This window comes from Streptomyces sp. NA04227 (assembly GCF_013364195.1).
Taxonomy (GTDB): domain Bacteria; phylum Actinomycetota; class Actinomycetes; order Streptomycetales; family Streptomycetaceae; genus Streptomyces.
Genome location: NZ_CP054918.1, coordinates 3,520,363 through 3,535,733, shown reverse-complemented (window position 1 = coordinate 3,535,733; position 15,371 = coordinate 3,520,363). Strand labels below are relative to the sequence as shown.

The 15,371-nt window shown below is 68.7% G+C and carries 13 protein-coding genes; 4 read left to right on the top strand and 9 right to left on the bottom strand.

All coding sequences use genetic code 11. From position 1 onward, the window contains the following. Positions 1–27: 27 nt before the first annotated feature. Positions 28–1,371: a M14 family metallopeptidase gene (locus tag HUT18_RS15060; RefSeq protein WP_176104546.1), complete on the bottom strand. Its 1,344-nt coding sequence runs from the start codon at positions 1,369–1,371 to the stop codon at positions 28–30. Between the two features lie 284 nt (positions 1,372–1,655). Beyond that, the gene (locus HUT18_RS15055; protein ID WP_368661528.1) at positions 1,656–2,501 is read right to left on the bottom strand and encodes a Yip1 family protein; all 846 of its coding nucleotides are present in this window, start codon (positions 2,499–2,501) and stop codon (positions 1,656–1,658) included. Between the two features lie 441 nt (positions 2,502–2,942). On the opposite strand from HUT18_RS15055, the gene HUT18_RS15050 reads away from it, so the two are divergent. After that, a complete protein-coding gene (locus HUT18_RS15050; RefSeq protein ID WP_176101170.1) occupies positions 2,943–4,088 on the top strand; it encodes a questin oxidase family protein in 1,146 nt (381 codons plus the stop codon). A 66-nt stretch (positions 4,089–4,154) separates the two neighbouring features. Further along, the gene (locus HUT18_RS15045; protein WP_176101169.1) at positions 4,155–4,649 is read left to right on the top strand and encodes a hypothetical protein; all 495 of its coding nucleotides are present in this window, start codon (positions 4,155–4,157) and stop codon (positions 4,647–4,649) included. A gap of 63 nt (positions 4,650–4,712) precedes the next feature. On the opposite strand, the gene HUT18_RS15040 is transcribed toward HUT18_RS15045, so the two are convergent. The 3 genes from HUT18_RS15040 to HUT18_RS15030 are packed head-to-tail and all read right to left on the bottom strand — an operon-like array spanning position 4,713 to position 7,318. Further along, entirely contained in the window at positions 4,713–6,146 is a 1,434-nt protein-coding gene (locus tag HUT18_RS15040) for a VCBS repeat-containing protein (RefSeq protein ID WP_254878610.1), read from the bottom strand. A 39-nt stretch (positions 6,147–6,185) separates the two neighbouring features. Beyond that, positions 6,186–6,437, bottom strand: coding sequence for a DUF397 domain-containing protein (locus tag HUT18_RS15035; protein ID WP_176101168.1), 252 nt, complete (start codon positions 6,435–6,437; stop codon positions 6,186–6,188). Beyond that, the gene (locus HUT18_RS15030) at positions 6,434–7,318 is read right to left on the bottom strand and encodes a helix-turn-helix transcriptional regulator (protein ID WP_176101167.1); all 885 of its coding nucleotides are present in this window, start codon (positions 7,316–7,318) and stop codon (positions 6,434–6,436) included. Before HUT18_RS15030 ends, HUT18_RS15035 begins: the two co-directional genes overlap by 4 nt. Before the next feature lie 167 nt (positions 7,319–7,485). Between HUT18_RS15030 and HUT18_RS15025 the strand changes: the two genes are divergently transcribed. Next, complete coding sequence (locus HUT18_RS15025; protein ID WP_176101166.1) at positions 7,486–7,953, top strand: ATP-binding protein; 468 nt, start codon at positions 7,486–7,488, stop codon at positions 7,951–7,953. Between the two features lie 18 nt (positions 7,954–7,971). Here HUT18_RS15025 and HUT18_RS15020 read toward each other — a convergent pair whose 3' ends face one another. The 3 genes from HUT18_RS15020 to HUT18_RS15010 all read right to left on the bottom strand — a co-directional run bounded on the left by HUT18_RS15020 (position 7,972) and on the right by HUT18_RS15010 (position 11,791). Beyond that, on the bottom strand, positions 7,972–10,155 hold the full coding sequence (locus tag HUT18_RS15020) for an NACHT domain-containing protein (RefSeq protein WP_254878609.1): 2,184 nt from the start codon (positions 10,153–10,155) through the stop codon (positions 7,972–7,974). Positions 10,156–10,185: 30 nt separating this feature from the next. Next, positions 10,186–10,344 (bottom strand): hypothetical protein, encoded by a 159-nt coding sequence (locus HUT18_RS15015; RefSeq protein ID WP_176101165.1) that lies wholly within the window; start codon positions 10,342–10,344, stop codon positions 10,186–10,188. Positions 10,345–10,699: 355 nt separating this feature from the next. After that, positions 10,700–11,791: an ABC transporter substrate-binding protein gene (locus HUT18_RS15010; protein ID WP_176104543.1), complete on the bottom strand. Its 1,092-nt coding sequence runs from the start codon at positions 11,789–11,791 to the stop codon at positions 10,700–10,702. A gap of 327 nt (positions 11,792–12,118) precedes the next feature. Between HUT18_RS15010 and HUT18_RS15005 the strand changes: the two genes are divergently transcribed. After that, entirely contained in the window at positions 12,119–12,769 is a 651-nt protein-coding gene (locus tag HUT18_RS15005) for a DUF4241 domain-containing protein (RefSeq protein ID WP_176101164.1), read from the top strand. Positions 12,770–12,834: 65 nt separating this feature from the next. On the opposite strand, the gene HUT18_RS15000 is transcribed toward HUT18_RS15005, so the two are convergent. Further along, positions 12,835–15,138 carry a (Fe-S)-binding protein gene (locus HUT18_RS15000; RefSeq protein ID WP_176101163.1) on the bottom strand — a complete coding sequence of 768 codons (2,304 nt, stop codon included), beginning with the start codon at positions 15,136–15,138 and terminating at the stop codon, positions 12,835–12,837. Between the last annotated feature and the right edge of the window lie 233 nt (positions 15,139–15,371).

The window sequence follows — 15,371 nt, the reverse complement described above, 5'->3', positions numbered from 1 at the left end:
CTACTCGCAGCGCCGCAGCCCTACTTGCTACTTGCAGTACTGCTCTTCCTTGCCGATCGCCTTGTACATGCAGTCGGCGTTGTCGATGAGCTTCAGGACGGCCTCGCGGTTGCGGGAGGTCTCCTTCTCGATGACCTCGTCGGGCGGGTAGAAGCCGTCCGAGCCGCTGTCACCCGGGTACATCTCGAAGGTGTACGCGAAGACCTTCTGGGCGCCCCACAGGTAGTCGTCGATCGCGCCGTCCGTGACGTAGAGGGCGCTCGACTGCTGCGGGGTGTAGTTGTTGCTGCCGGCCATGTCCTTGCCCACGGCCTTGAAGGTGTCGATGTCGTCCTGGGTCATCCCGTCGGTGACCTCGTCCGAGGTCCAGCCCCAGGGCCACATGACCAGTTCGCCGTAGGTGTGGAAGTCGATGGCGGCCTTGATCTGCTGCTTGCCGTCCACGACACGGCTGTTGACGAAGTCCGTGACGACCTTCACCTCGGGGGCGGAGGAGGGGGCGGTGCCCCGGTAGTCCTCGGCGCCCGGGTCGGTGCTGGAGCCGTCGCAGCAGCCCCACTTGAAGTCCCAGTTGCGGTTGGGGTCGGTGCCGATCTCCTGCGAACCCTCGTTGGGCTGCCGGTTCTTGCGCCACATCTGGTACTCACCGTCGGTGAGGTCGTACTCGCCGCCGTCCGGGTTGATGTCCGGCACGATCCATATCTCGCGGCCGTCGACGGCCTTCTTGATCGCGTCGTCGCTGCCGTACTTGTCGCCGAACTCCTTGATCAGGTACAGCGCCATCTCGACGGTGAGGTGCTCGCGCGCGTGCTGGTGGTGCGTGAACAGCACCTCCGGCTCGGCCTCGTCGTCCTTGACGTTGTCGCTGATCTTGACCGCGACGATGTCCTTGCCCTCGTGGGACTTGCCGATGACCTGCTTGCTGATGATGTCCGAGTGCTTGGCGACGGCGTCGTCGATCGCCTTAGTCATCTCGTCGTAGTTGTGGTAGCCGGAGTCGTCCGAGGGGAAGTCGGCGACGCCGGGCTTCACCTTGACGCCCTTGCTGTTGCGGAGCGGCGGGCCGCCGAGGTCCTTGGTCGCGTAGCCGAGCGCGTGGACCTTCTTGAGCTGCGCAGAGTCCGCGGTGATGACCACGGAGCCCTTGCGTGCGGCGTCGACGGAGACACCGGTACGGGCGAGCTTCGTCCGCTCGGCCGCCGTGTCCGCGCCCTTGACCTCGTACTGGCGCGGCACCTCGGCACTCGCCTTGGCCTCGCCGTTGTGGGGGGAGTCCTCATCGGCCTGGGCGGCGATCGGCACCGCCAGGGCCATGGTGAGGAGCGCGGCTACGGCGGTGGTCCGTCGGCCGCGCAGTTGCTTCAGTCGCATGCTCATCTCCTGGATTGAAGTGCGACAGGTGGGGGGTTGGCGTCCGCTGTGCGGGCCGGACGCTGGCGCTCATGGTTCGCGCACAACCGGCCCCGGTCAAGGGTGCGTTGACGATACGGCGGGACAAACCACCGGAAAACGAACGAGGTTCCCGAGTCCGGTGGGACTCGGGAACCTCGTTGTGGCTCTCGGCTCTCAGCTCTCGGCTCTGGGCCTTGGCTATTGGCTATTGGCTCTTGGCTTGTGGCTTACGGGAGTTGGCGCCGTCGCCTGTACCCGCTCGCTCAGAAAGTCCCGAGCTTGATCAGCGAGAGCAGGGCGATGAGCTGGATCGCGGAGGCGCCCAGCGCCTTCGGCCAGGGCAGGTCGTGCGACTTGCTCACCATCAGGGTCAGCAGCGCGCCCGCCCCGAGCCAGGTCGCCCAGCCGAGGAGCTGTACGAAGCTGGCGTCGCCGCCGAGGAACATGGCCACGAGCAGCCGGGGCGCGTCGGTGAGCGCGCTGATCAGCATCGACAGGGCCACCGTCGGCTGCCAGGCGCCGTCGCCCCCGAACTGCCGGGCGAGGGTGTGCGTGACGACGCCGAGCATCGTGAGGCCGATCACGAAGGCGACACCGGTGGCGATCACCGCCGGTACCGCCGAGGAGATCGTCGAGTTGAGCACCTCGTCACGCGCGCCGTCGAAGCCGAACAGCGCGAGCAGCCCGTACAGGAAGGTGACGGTGAGCGCCGGGATCCACATCGTGTAGTCGCGCATCGCCAGGAAGGTGCTCGACGGGCGCAGCACGATGCCCGAGAGGAGCTCCTTCCAGTGCAGCCGGGGCCCGAGCGGCGCCGCCGCCTGCCCGGCCCGGTAGGTGCCGCCCTGCTCGTAGGACCCGTCCTGGTATCCGTTCTGATACCCGTCCCGGTACGGCTCCTCGCCGATGCTGAAGGCCTGTGTGTGGCCCGGGTGGTTCGCGGCGTACGGGTCGTGCGCCTGCGGATGGTCCGGGCCGAAGTACTCCGGCTCGCCGTGCTGCCCGGCCGCGTCCGGCCACTGCTGCCCGTAGCCACCGCCCTGCGGCGCTCCGTACTGCGGCGGTCGCTGCCCGTAAGGCGGCTGCGGCGCCCCGTACTGCGGCGTCACGGGCTGCCCGCCGTACGGCGCGGCACCGGGCTGCGGTGCCTGCTGTCCATACGGCTGCTGCTGGTGTTCTTGCCCTCGCGCTTGCGGGTTTCGGTTCCCCCGGCCCCGCCCGGTCCTGAATACGGCCACGTCAATGAACGTACCCAATGCGAGCGGCACCCGGACCTGACGGCCGGAAAGCGGAGGCCTTTGCGGCCGAGCTGTGACATCCCCTAAGGGGGCCCGGTGGGGTCTGCCGGGGGGTGCGGCGGGGGGTTTCCGGAGGGGACGGGGGGCCGGGGCGGACCTACGGCTCTCGGCGGGCGACTTTCGTACGGTGCGTCGTACGCCCGGCCGCCCGGGTCCGTCGCACGGCCCAGCACCAGCGGCGGAGCCGAACCCCGTCGAATCTCCGTCGAACGACCCTGCCGCGTCGCGAGTCCGGTACCTAGAGTCACGGCCATGGATGCGAACAACAGCGCAGAAATATCTACGGACCGGGATGTTTCGGGAGCTACGGACCGGGATGCTTCGGGAGTTCTGGACGAGGCTCTGGGGAGGCTGCACGCCACCGGGCCGGAGTTCGACGACTGGCTGACCAACCACGGGCCGATGGCCGTGGAGGCCATGGTCAGATACGGGGCGGGCGGTGAGGTCCATCGGTGGCTGGACCGGTACGCGGGCCGGCTGGAGACCGCGCCCGCCGCGGGTGACCGCATCACGGAGGACTCCTGGCGGGAGGCGATGGGCGACCCGCGGCGGCTCGGCGACTGGCTCGCGTACTTCGAGCGGCTCCTTGTCGGCGATCCCCGGCGGCCCTGGCGTGCGGAGCTCGCCGAGTGGTGGCCCCGGCTGCTGCCCGGTATCGCGGGCGGCTCGACGCACCCGGTCATCCGCGTCGGCCATGTCGTACGGGTCCTGCGGGAGGGCGGGGAGCCGGGCGGAGGCGGGCCCGGTACGGTGGCGGCGGAGGAGACCCTGCTGCGGGAGCTGGCCCACGGCCTCGGTTACTGGGCGGCCCGTTACGCACCGCTGCCGTCGGACCTGTTCACGCGGCCCGCCCCGCGCGATGCGGCACAGGCGCTGCTCGCTGTGGCACCGGTCCCGGACCAGAGCCGGGGCATGCGGCACCGCCTCGATCAGCTCGCCGAACTACCGGACTGGACAGGTGAGTTGAGTCGGACGGACGCGGCCCTGGACCAAGTGCCCGCTCATCTCGACGCGTTGGTGGACTCGGCCACCCGGTACTACGCCACCCACGCGCACGGCAGCCCGGTGATGCTCGTCCACGCCGCCACCGCGCCGAACGCCGTCGCCCGCGTACTGCCCGAACTGCCGCGCTCCCTGTGGGTGCCGAGTCTGGCGGCGGCCTGGTCGGCCTCGGCCGCGGTCACGGCCGCCTACCGTCCGGCGGGCCCGGCCGAGGTCCCGGACGTGGGCACCGCCACCCCGGAGGAACTCTTCGCCCGCGCCGCCGCCCACGGCGACGAACACGCGATCAAGCTGGCCGACACGGTGGTGGACACCCTTCGGCGCCATCCCGGGGACGCGGAGGCGCGGGGTGCGGTGCTGCGGGCGGTGGAACTGATCGAGCCGTTGGGGGGTTGAGGATCTGAGGGGCCTTGAGGAACCTTGGGGATCCTTGAGGAGCGTTGAACGTGGGGGGCGTTGGACGTGGACATCGCGAAAGGCGGGACCGCGCGCCGTCGGCTGCGCTGCCGACTCGCCCTGCACGAGACCGAGTTGTACACGGCCCAGGACTTCGGCCGCCCTCTCGGTACCGAGGTCTTCCACCCCTGCCGCCACGAGCGGCGCTGTCCGTACTGCGGCTGGGTCCGGCGGACCGGCCTGATCCACGACTACGGCGACGCCAGGCCGACGGACCACCCGTGCCGCACCGTGCGGGCCTGTACCCGTTGCGGGGTCGAGGACGAGACCGTACGGCACGAGTTCTATCGCTACGTACCGGTGGCCGACCTGCCCGCGGACAAGCGGCCCCGCTACACGTCCCCGCACGAGAAGCCGACGCCGTGCGACTACGCGCGGTTCTGCCGCCGCTGCGACCTCATGGACTTCCACCACGTGACCGAACACGACTGGGACCGCCCCCAGTGGGGCGGAGTCTGCCGCCGTTGCCGCGAGCGGTGGGTGGACGACGGGGACGACTGAACGGGGCCGGGACGGGACAGGTCGTACGGATACGTAGTGACCCTTACCGGTACGTACCGACGCCTATTCCGAGTCCGGCCCCATTCCCGCGAACAGCGTCGTGGTGAACGTCAGGGGGTGCTCGGTGGCCACAAGTCCCTTCTCGCTTCCGGGATATACGGCCACCTGGTCGTCCTTGCCCTTCACCAGCCGGACGACGAGGTCCGCCCGCCCGTCCCCGTCGAAGTCGGCGGCCTTCAGCACCTGAGGGCGTGTACCGGCGAAGTTCTTGCCGTCCCCCTGTGCGTCCACGGTCACGATGCCCTTTGTGGACGGGCCGTTCGCGGTTCCGGGGATCAGCCGCAGCTTCCCGCTGTCGCTGTCGCTGCCGAGGACGAGGTCGGTGTACCCGTCGCCGTTGAAGTCGGCGGCTTCGAGGGAGTTGAGGGTGCCCGCGTCGCCGTCGGCGCTGCCGGACAGGTCGAGGGTGCCGCGCAAAGTGCCCGGGATCTGGTAGCGGAGGGCGACGCCGGTCTTCGTGAGGATCGCCGCGTCGGTGCCCTTCGCGCGCCCGAACTCCCCGAGTACGGCGGCGGTTCCGGCCGGGAGCAGTACGCCCGTCTCGTCCGGTCCGGTCGTCGAGCCGAACACCACGGCCGACTTGGCGTTACGGCCGCCCGAGCGGACGAGCAGGTCGTCGTCGCCGTCCCCGTCGACGTCGTGGGCGGGTCCGGTGGGGAAGGCGCCGGGGGAGCGCAGGGCCTTGCCCGCCTCGCGCGGTGCGCCGCCACGGGTGAACGGCCCCTGGAGGAAGCTGAGTCGGCCCTCGGTGGCGTGTACGACGAGGTCCTGGTCGCCGTCCCCGTCGAAGTCGCCGCACACCGGCTGGTCCGGCCAGTCGTTGCCGAAGCGGGCACCCGCCGGGATGCGCAGCACAACCGCCTTGCCGGGCAGGCCCTTTGGCGAGCCGAAGAGCAGTTGGAGTGGTACCGGCGGCTGGCCCTGTCCGTCGTAGGGCGGGTCCGTGGACACCACCAGGTCCGTGAAGCCGTCCTTGTCCAGGTCGCACGCGGCCTCGGCGACGAACGTGGCGGGCAACTGCCCCTTCACCTCGGCGGCTTGGCGCGTCGGGTTGAGCAACTGCCTTGTACGCGGCCGGAGTCCGGCGCTTCGCTTGCCCCCGGGCTCGCCCTTGACGGGCACGCCGTAGACGACACCGATACCGAGGTCGTCGCCGTGCGAGTCGTCCTTCACCAGGTCGTTGAGGATCAGGTCGCGGGCGCCGTCGCCGTTGAAGTCGTCCTGTGCCGTGCTGCCGTCGCCGAGCGGTACTGGGTCGACCGGTGCGTCCTGAACGGCCCGCTTCTCGGGAGCGCTCTCGTCCTTGCCGTCGTCGCCGAAGGGGCCGCAGGCGGTGAGCAGGAGGGCGGCGCAGCAGACGGCGGTACCGAACCGCCGGACCCGTACTCCCGCCCGGCCGCTACCGATACCCCGTCTTCGAGAATCCCCGCCCGCCACTGCTCAGCTCCCTCACCAGCACCCAATACGGGACGTACGTCAGACCGTCTGCGCGGAGGCGTACGAGAGGAAATTGGTCCACGCGCCGGGCGAAAGCGCAAGCTGCGGGCCGCGCTTGTTCTTTGAGTCCCGGATGTGGATTGTTTGGGGGCATTCGGCTACTTCTACGCAGTCGTCGCCGGAGCTTCCGCTGTAGCTCGACTTGTGCCAGGAGAGGGCTACTTCTATGCAGTCGTCGCCGGAGTCACCGCTGTAGCTGCTCTTGAACCACATCAACGTGGATGTACTCATAGCGCTCCTCGTAGTCGCTCCAGCAGGGCCCTGGAGTCCTCGGGGGTGAGTGCTTGTGAGCGCAGTTTCGCATACCGGGTCTGGAGCACACTGATCGTCTTCCGGTCGGAGAACAAGTGGCCGCTTTCCTGTCCTTCGGAGTACCCCAACCACTGGTGCTTCGGCGTTTCCAGAAGCCGGATAGGGCCGTTGAGTCCAGCGTGGACATCGCACGCCAGAGGCAAAATCTGAATCTCGATGTTGCGCCGGGCCGACATCTCCAGGACGTGGTCAATCAGACCTCGCGTGACCTCCACACCGCCCGTGCGCCGCAGGAACAGATGCTCGTCAAGGATGAAACTGAAGGTCGTGTGGGGCAGGTCTGTGAGCAGTCGTGCCCGGTCCAGACGGGCTTCCAACTGCGCTTCGATCTCGGCATCGTTCAATGGTGGAAGCCGATTCTCGAATAGCACCCGCGTGTAGGCCTGCGTCTGCAACATGCCCGGAATCAGTCGGCACTCGTAGGTGCAGAGGCTGATGGCCGTCAGCTCGTACCGTGCCCACTTCTGGAACCAACTGGCCAGCCCGGGCCGCCTGGTGAGGAAGGGCGCGGCCTTCTTCAACGCCCCTGTGCCGCCCAGGACTTCGTCTCCCCGCTCAATGAAGTCGATGTCGGGCATCCGCCGCCCTTGCTCGATCGACGCCACTGTATGTTTCGAAAATCCCACCAGTTCGGCGAATGCCTCGCGACTCAGACCGGCGTGTTCGCGCAGAGCCTGTACGAAGGCGCCGAAGGTGCGAAGGCTCTCCGAGGGTTCGGGCTCTCCGGCTTTGCTTTCCCTGCTCACCTCCTGGCCGTCCGCCCCACCCTTGCCGCCGTCCCCGCACGTTCCCTTGGCCATCCAGGCCACCTCCTGCACGCTCGTCTCGTGCCACTCGCACGAATCTGTGGACGCAGCCATGGTCACCGGCAGTTAGCACTACTGTCCACCGCTCGTGTGCGTACGCTAACCGTGCGTACGCGCCGATCTGCTGGCCAACTTGCATCGCCGCAGGTCAGATTGGGCGCATGAGCGCCAACCGCACTACCCCCACCGGCGCGGTCGCAGACCAACGACCTGTCGCCCTACGTGAGTTCATCCGCCGCTTCCCCTCCACCCCGCGCGGTGCGCGCACGGCACGCTGCGCCGCTGTGCGCCAACTGCACGACTGGGGCGTGCCGTTCGGCAGCGAGATGTGTGACACCGCCGCCGTGATCGTCGCCGAGCTGGCGGCGAACGCCGTCACGCACGGTCGCGTACCGTCGCGGTCCTTCGAGCTGCGGTTGGGAATCTCTGTCCACAGCCTGTGGATAGAGGTTTCGGACACCCGCAGCGAGCGTCGGCCGCCCGCGCCGGGCGACGTACCCGTACCCGATCCGCTGGCCGAAAGCGGGCGTGGCCTCTTCCTGGTGGAGACGCTGGCCGACCGGTGGTGTGTGCTGAAGCGGAACGCGGTCGGCAAAACGGTACGGGCCGAGCTGGACCTGCGGCGGTAGCCGACGCGGGCTCGTCGGTCAGCGATGCGGGCGGTATCCCTCGGCCAGCCGGTCCTGGAGCCGCGCATGGCGGAACTGGTACACGGCGCCCGACTGCCGTAGTACGCCACGCCGTTGGGCGTCTTCCAGGAAGGCGTTGACGTTCCACGGCAGGCGACCGGTCAGCGGCAGCCAGACGCGGACCACACAGATCCACTGTCCCCAGGCGGTCATGCCGACTATGAGCAGCAGTCCGCCGCCCGCACCGCCGATGACCACGAACACCAGAAGGCCCAGGGCCGATACGTCGATGGACACGGCGAAGAAGACGGCGCCGAGGACTGCCAGAACCAGGACGAACACGAGTGTCCGGGCCAGCACGCTCTCGCGGTTCGTGCGCAAGAGCGCGGAAGGGCTGACCGCGCTGTCGATGTCGATGGGGACTTCGAGGGCGGCGACGAGTGCCAGGGTGAGCCCGCAGGCGAGGCCCAAGTAGACGGCGCTGGTGCTGAAATGGAACCGCATGGTCTCGGCCCAGTCACCCATGTCGAAGGCCCCCAGGGCCAGCGTGCTGAGGACGATGTACACGGCAAAGCCCAGGCAGGAGAAGACGTAGCCGTACAGGACCCCGGCTCCGAGGCGTGACACCGATTGCCTGAACCTGCCCCTGACCCCGGTGGCTGCCCGGTGTCGGCTCCACCCGCCGCCGGAGAACGACACCGGCACCCGTACGCGTACGCGCGTAGGCATGGCGGCCGCGTCGGCACCCCAGAACAGATGGGCGAGTGCGACCCCCGATCCGCAGGCGGCACCGAACGACAGCGCCTCCAGGAAGGACAGCCCGATCGCCTCCGGGAGGGCGTAGCCGTAGATGAGCCAGTTCACGGGCAGTGCGATCAGGGCGTCCACGAGCCCGAAGCCCAGACCGCCGAGCAGCCCCACCAGCCATGTGCGGGTGCGGCGGTTCACATCGGTCCCCATTCGCCACCAGGCGAGGTCCGTGGTACGCGAGCGACGCAGGTGCCCGGCAAGGAACCCCAGCCACTGCGGGACGAGTTCGCGGCGGTGTGCGGGCTCGTCCGCGTACCGCGCGGGGACGAACATGTCGAGAAGATGGTCCTCCAGTGCCTCCGGGCTGCCGAACCGGTCGACGTCCAGGAGATCGGCCGGCGTCCGGTCCCGCGCGTTGCTGTAGACGTCGCGGGCGAGAGCGACCATGAGGGGCGTGCGCAGGACCGTGCTCAGGTGGCTGCTCGCCGGATGCCGCGGGTCTTCGCGCAGCCGTTCCAGGACCGGGTCCCAGGCGGTCGTGCCGTCACGTGCCCGGCGGGAGCTGCGCCTCAAGTAGTCGGCGGTGTCCGACAGTTCGAGCCCGGCCAGCTCGACGACGGCGGCGGCGGACAGGACCGCCGTACCGCGGACGGCGGCCGCGTACTCGTCGGTGCGGCTGGTCAGGAAGAGAGGCATCCGCGTTTCGGTGTTGAGTGCCCTCAGCGCAGGACGGTGCAGCCCGTCGGCGATCTCGTCGAAGCCGTCCAGGACGGGCAGGATCAGCTCGTTGTCGACCAACGCGGCTGCCAGGCTTGGGGCGTTGGCGAGCGGCTCGGCCAAACCCGGGTGGTCACGCTCCAGTTGCTGCGTCATCCAGCGGCGCAGGGGCGTGGTCGTGGGGTTCCACGAGGAGATGCTGAAGAACACCGGAACGCGGGACGGCAGGTGCCCGGGCGGCCCGAGGAGGTCCAGCAGCAGACGTACGGCCAGTACGGTCTTGCCCGTGCCCGCCCGCCCGAGCACCACCATCCGCTGCGAGCGGACCCCCTGGTAAACGGCCGCGATGTCCGCGAGTTCACCGGACAGGGCGGACGGCGGCGGCGCGGCCTGTGCCCGGGCGCGTCCTACGTTGGGTTCGTGGTCCGCTACCTCCGTGTGCGCCTCCCGCCAGCGCACCGGCAGCGGAAACGGATCGTGGACCTTCCGCCGCCCTTCCTCCTCGGCCCACTGCGTGCGCAGGGAACGGACCAGCAGGCCCGCTGCTTCGTTCAGCAGGTCGGCGAAACTCGGTTGCGGCGCAAGGGAGTTGAACGTGTTCCCCGTGATGTTCTGTGCCAGGAGCACCGATCCGTGCACCGTGGCGTCGGCCACCGTGTTGGAGGTGTGCTCGGAAACCGTGACCTGGGGCCGCTTGCCGCGGGGCCTGCACAGGCGCAGAGCCCGCAGCCTCACGACGGCGCCTTCACGGCCGGACCCGGTCGCTCATTGGCGCGACCACCGCTCGTTCAGGTCCGCCGACGGCAGGGCGTCCGCGGGCGGGCTCAGGGTGGCGAGCGTGCCGAGCACGGTGATCGTGGCGGCGGCGAGCAGGCCCGCACGGGCGGCACGTCGGCGCGGGATTGGCCGGGACCGAAGCCTCATCTGTTTCCCCCTGTGTGGTTGCCGAATGTGGTTGTCGAACATCCCTGGTTCGAGTCCAAGTGGAGCCGTTGGGGCGGCAGCTGGCCCCGGTGGTCGGCCCCCGTGGTCGGCCGTGGTGTTCGGCTGCGGTGGTTGGATGTGACGGCCGGTTCGAGCAGAGACGAGTGTGGAGCAAGGTGCGGTACGCCCGTGGAAGGCTCCACGGAAACCTCCCAAGTGGCCGGTAGCAGACCGGGGCGGTCACGCGGCCGATGGGCGCCCCCTCTGTGCGACGGTGCGCCGGTGTGCGGCGCGCCGAAGCGGGGCGGAGCCGCGACAGCGGAGTCACGACAAAGGCCGGGGCACCCGATCGAGGTCAGTCTCCAACGGCATTGCCCCAGGTCTTCCGCACCAACCGCAGGGCCTTGTCCAGTTGCTCCGGCGTCGGGAAGGCCGTCGCACCCTCGACCGTGGGCAGCCTCGCGGCCAGGAACTTGTCGAGGGTGCCGTCCTCGGCCATGGCATCCATCAGTACCGGGCGGGCATAGTCCACGAGCCGGAGGTTCTGGCCCTCCGGGCTGAAGAGGTACTCCTCCCACAGGCGTGCTGCGGCCGGGTGGGGGGCGTGCTTGTTGATCGCCTGTGCGTAGTACTGGGTGAAACTGGCATCGAAGGGGATGGACACCTCCCACTTCACTCCCATGCGGCGGAGCTGCCGGGCGTAGGAGAGATTGAGGTAGTCCCACCCGATGGCGATCGGTGTCCTGCCCCGGGCGATCGAGGCGGGGTTGGGGTTGCCGCGGTTGTAGTTGCCCGCCCTCGCCAGCTCGGCGAAGAAGTCGACACCCGGCTGGATGTCGTCCGTCGATCCGCCGTTGGTGAGGGCGGCGGCGAACACGCTCGCCAGGGCCTGGCCGGCGACGGTGGGCTTGCCGTTGAGAGCGACCTTGCCCTCGTACTCCGGCTTGAGCAGATCGGCGAAGGAGACGGGGCACCTCTTGACGCGGCCGACGTCGCAGCCGATGGAGATGTAGCCGCCGTAGTTGTTGTACCAGTGAGCCTGCGGGTCCTTCTGGTTCCGCGGGATCTTGTCCCAGTCCTGGACCCGGTACGGGTCAAGCAGGCCCTGCTCGGCCGCGGACCGGGCGAAGCTGTCACCGAGCTGGAGTACGTCGGGGGCGTGGTCGCGTCCCCGGTACTTCTTCACGTCCTCGATCTCGTTCTGGCTGTGGGCATACGGCCGGGCGACCGTGACCTCGATGCCGTACTTCTTCTCGAACCCGGAGAACAGGGCGTCGTAGTTGGCCCAGTGGGGCAGCAACGCGATGGCGTTGAGATGGCCCTCCTTCTTCGCCGCCCTGATCAGCGCGTCCATACCGCCCGCTTCCTCGGCGGAGCCGGCCACAGCAGGGGCCACCCGCCGGGGCGCCGCCTCGTCCTCCCCGCACGCGCCGAGACCGAATGCCATGAGACCAAGGCAGACCAAGGCGACCGCGCGCACCTGGCGAGGCTTGTTCACGAAGCCCTCCGGAAGGTCCACATGAAGGGGAGGGTGGCGCATCCCGAGCTTGCTCGTCTTCTCGTCACGGTGCCGCAAAACGGTACTTGTGGCCTCCTCTGGGCCGCCACTGTGGTGAACCGGTGATCATCGAGGAGCTCGGCCGTGCCGTTCCGGCGTCCAGTCTTTTGGTTGGGGATCGAGCCGGGGGCCTCTGTGCCCTGATGGGGAGGCGCGGTACTGCGTCGCCCTCCGGTGACCGCCGCGTTGTCGTACCCGGCTCGTACGCTCGGCCGTGTGAGCGAATACTTCACGGCGAGCCCGGCTCTGCACACCGGAGAGGGCCATGCGGCAGGCCGGACGGTCCAGTTGACGGTGTCCGAGCTCGGCAAGGTGTCCGTCCCGAGCGGAACCCTCGGCATGGGCGACCCCGGCTACGCAGACCCCGACGCGCTGCTCCAGGTGCCCGTCCCGCCCGGCGAACACCCGGTCCTGGTCACCCGCTTCGTCCGCACGCGCGACGACGGGACGCCCTGGACCTGCAATGCGGCCCTGAGCGTGATCATCGCGGGTCACGGCAACGGCATGCCGCCCGAGGCCCGTCGTGGGCCCTTGCCCACCAGCGTCCCCGGCGCCGACCCCGACGGCTGCGATGTCGTCGGGGTGGACGGCGGCGAGGTGGCGGTACTCGACTGGACCGCCTTCCACGACCTCTGGGAGCGGGACGAGGAGGCGCTGGAGACGTACTTCCTGGACGAGCTGTCGGCACTCTCCCGCCCCCTCGACGTGCCGCTCCTCGGGCGCCCGGAGAACGTGATCACCGACTCCTCCGGCTACGGCGACGGCGGCTACCCGGTGTACGGAAGCTTCTCGGCGAAGGGCCAACTCCTCGCCGTACACGTCGACTTCAACAACGCGGGGCTGACGGCGAGCCGGTTCCGTTCCTGACGCCGGTACGACGAAGGGCCAGGGTCACCCGGAGGTGAACCCTGGCCCGTGCCGTCGGTGCTCCGCTACTTCACCGGCTGGGGCTCCGGCGCGTCCTCGCTGCCCGCTTCGCCCGCCGGAGGCGGACCGTCAGGGGCCGTCTTCACGGAGTCGAGGAGGAGTTGGGCGACGTCGACGACGGTGATGCTCTCCTTGGCGACGCCGCCCGCGGCGGAGCCGCTGTCGGACTGGGCCTTCTTGCCGTTGACGGAGTCGGTGAGCATGACGAGGCAGAACGGGCAGGCGGTGGAGACGATGTCCGGGTTGAGGGACAGGGCCTCGTCCACGCGCTCGTTGTTGATGCGCTTGCCGATCCGCTCTTCCATCCACATCCGCGCACCACCCGCACCACAGCAGAAGCCGCGTTCCTTGTGGCGGTGCATCTCCTCGTTCCTGAGGCCCGGAACCTTGGCGATGATCTCGCGCGGCGGGGTGTAGATCTTGTTGTGACGGCCCAGGTAGCACGGGTCGTGGTAGGTGATGATGCCCTCGACCGGCGTCACCGGGATCAACTTGCCCTCGTCCACGAGGTGTTGCAGCAGCTGGGTGTGGTGGATGACCTCGTAGTCACCCCCGAGCTGCGGGTACTCGTTGCCCAGGGTGTTGAGGCAGTGCGGGCACGTCGCGACGATCTTCTTCGCCGAGCGCGGCTTCTTGGTGGCCTCGTCCTCGTCGTCCTCGCCGAAGGCCATGTTCAGCGCGGCGACGTTCTCCATCGCCAGCTCCTGGAACAAGGGCTCGTTGCCGAGACGGCGCGGGGAGTCACCCGTGCACTTCTCATCCCCGCCCATGATGGCGAACTTCACCCCGGCGATGTGCAGGAGCTCGGCGAAGGCCTTGGTGGTCTTCTTCGCCCGGTCCTCCAGAGCGCCCGCGCAGCCCACCCAGTACAGGTAGTCGACCTCGGACAGGTCCTCGATGTCCTTACCGACGACCGGGACCTCGAAGTCGACCTCCTTGGTCCACTCCAGACGCTGCTTCTTCGCCAACCCCCACGGGTTGCCCTTCTTCTCCAGGTTCTTCAGCATCGTCCCCGCCTCCGACGGGAACGACGACTCGATCATCACCTGGTAACGCCGCATATCGACGATGTGGTCAACATGCTCAATGTCGACCGGGCACTGCTCCACACACGCACCACACGTCGTGCAGGACCACAGCACGTCCGGGTCGATCACGCCGTTCTCCTCGGCGGTACCGATCAACGGCCGCTCCGCCTCAGCCAGCGCGGCCGCCGGGACACCGGCGAGCTGCTCCTCGCTGCCCTTCTCCTCGCCCTCGACGGTCTTGCCGCCACCGGCCAGCAGATACGGCGCCTTGGCGTGCGAGTTGTCGCGCAGCGACATGATCAGCAGCTTCGGCGACAGCGGCTTGCCCGTGTTCCACGCCGGGCACTGCGACTGACAACGCCCGCACTCCGTACACGTGGAAAAGTCCAGCAGACCCTTCCAGGAGAACTGCTCCACCTGCGAAACGCCGTAGACCTCGTCCTCACCCGGGTCCTCGAAGTTGATCGGCTTACCACCCGAGGACATCGGCTGCAGCGCACCCAGGGCGGTACGGCCCGAGGACTCGCGCTTGAACCAGATGTTCGGGAAGGCCAGGAAGCGGTGCCAGGCCACGCTCATGTCGAGGTTCGTGGAGACCGTGATCATCCAGATCATGGTCGTGCCGATCTTGATGGTGGCGACCAGGTACACCAGGTGCTGAAGGGTGCCGGTGGACAGGCCGTCGACCAGGGTGGTCAGCGGGTACGAGGCGAAGTAGGCGGCCTCGTAGTGGTCCACGTGGTGCAGTGCGCCTTCGAGGCCGCGCAGGGAGTAGATCGCGAGGCCGATGATCAGGATCACGTACTCGACGAAGTACGCCTGCCACGGGGTCGAGCCGGAGAAGCGGGACTTGCGGCCCGCCTTGTTCGGCAGGCTCAGGAGCCGGACCACGATCAGGGTGAGGATGCCGAGCGTGGTCGCCGAGGCGATGAACTCGACGAACATCTCGTACGGGAGCCAGTCGCCGATGATCGGCAGCATCCAGTCGGCCTGGTAGAGCTGGCCGTACGCGTTCACCAGCGTGCCGACCAGGGTGTAGAAGCCGATGGCGACGAACAGGTGGGCGAAACCGATGAGGGCCCAGCGGTTCATCCGTGAGTGCGCCAGGAACTCCTTGACCAGCGTCACGCTGCGCTGCCAGGGGTTGTCCAGGCGGTTCGCGTTCTCCGGCAGCGGTGCGCCGAGCCGGAAGAAACGTACGAACTTCACGGTGGCGCGGCCGAGGAGGGCGACGCCGATCACGCTGAGGACCGTCGACACGATGATCGCGGCGAGTTGCATGTAGGGCTCCTCGTACCAGATGAGGGCGGCGGGCGACGAGCGGAAGCCGGGCCTGCCGGGGTTCTGCTGCGGGCTGCTGTTCCTGAGCGGCCGCTCAGCTCGTCGCTCAGGGTGTACCCACTTACTGCGCCGCACTGTAGTCAGCCGGATGGTGATCTGTGTCGCTCAGGTAACCCTGCCTTGCCGGGCGGGAGCCCGCGCTTCGGGCGCCGCACTCCCGCGTTCTCCTGTTC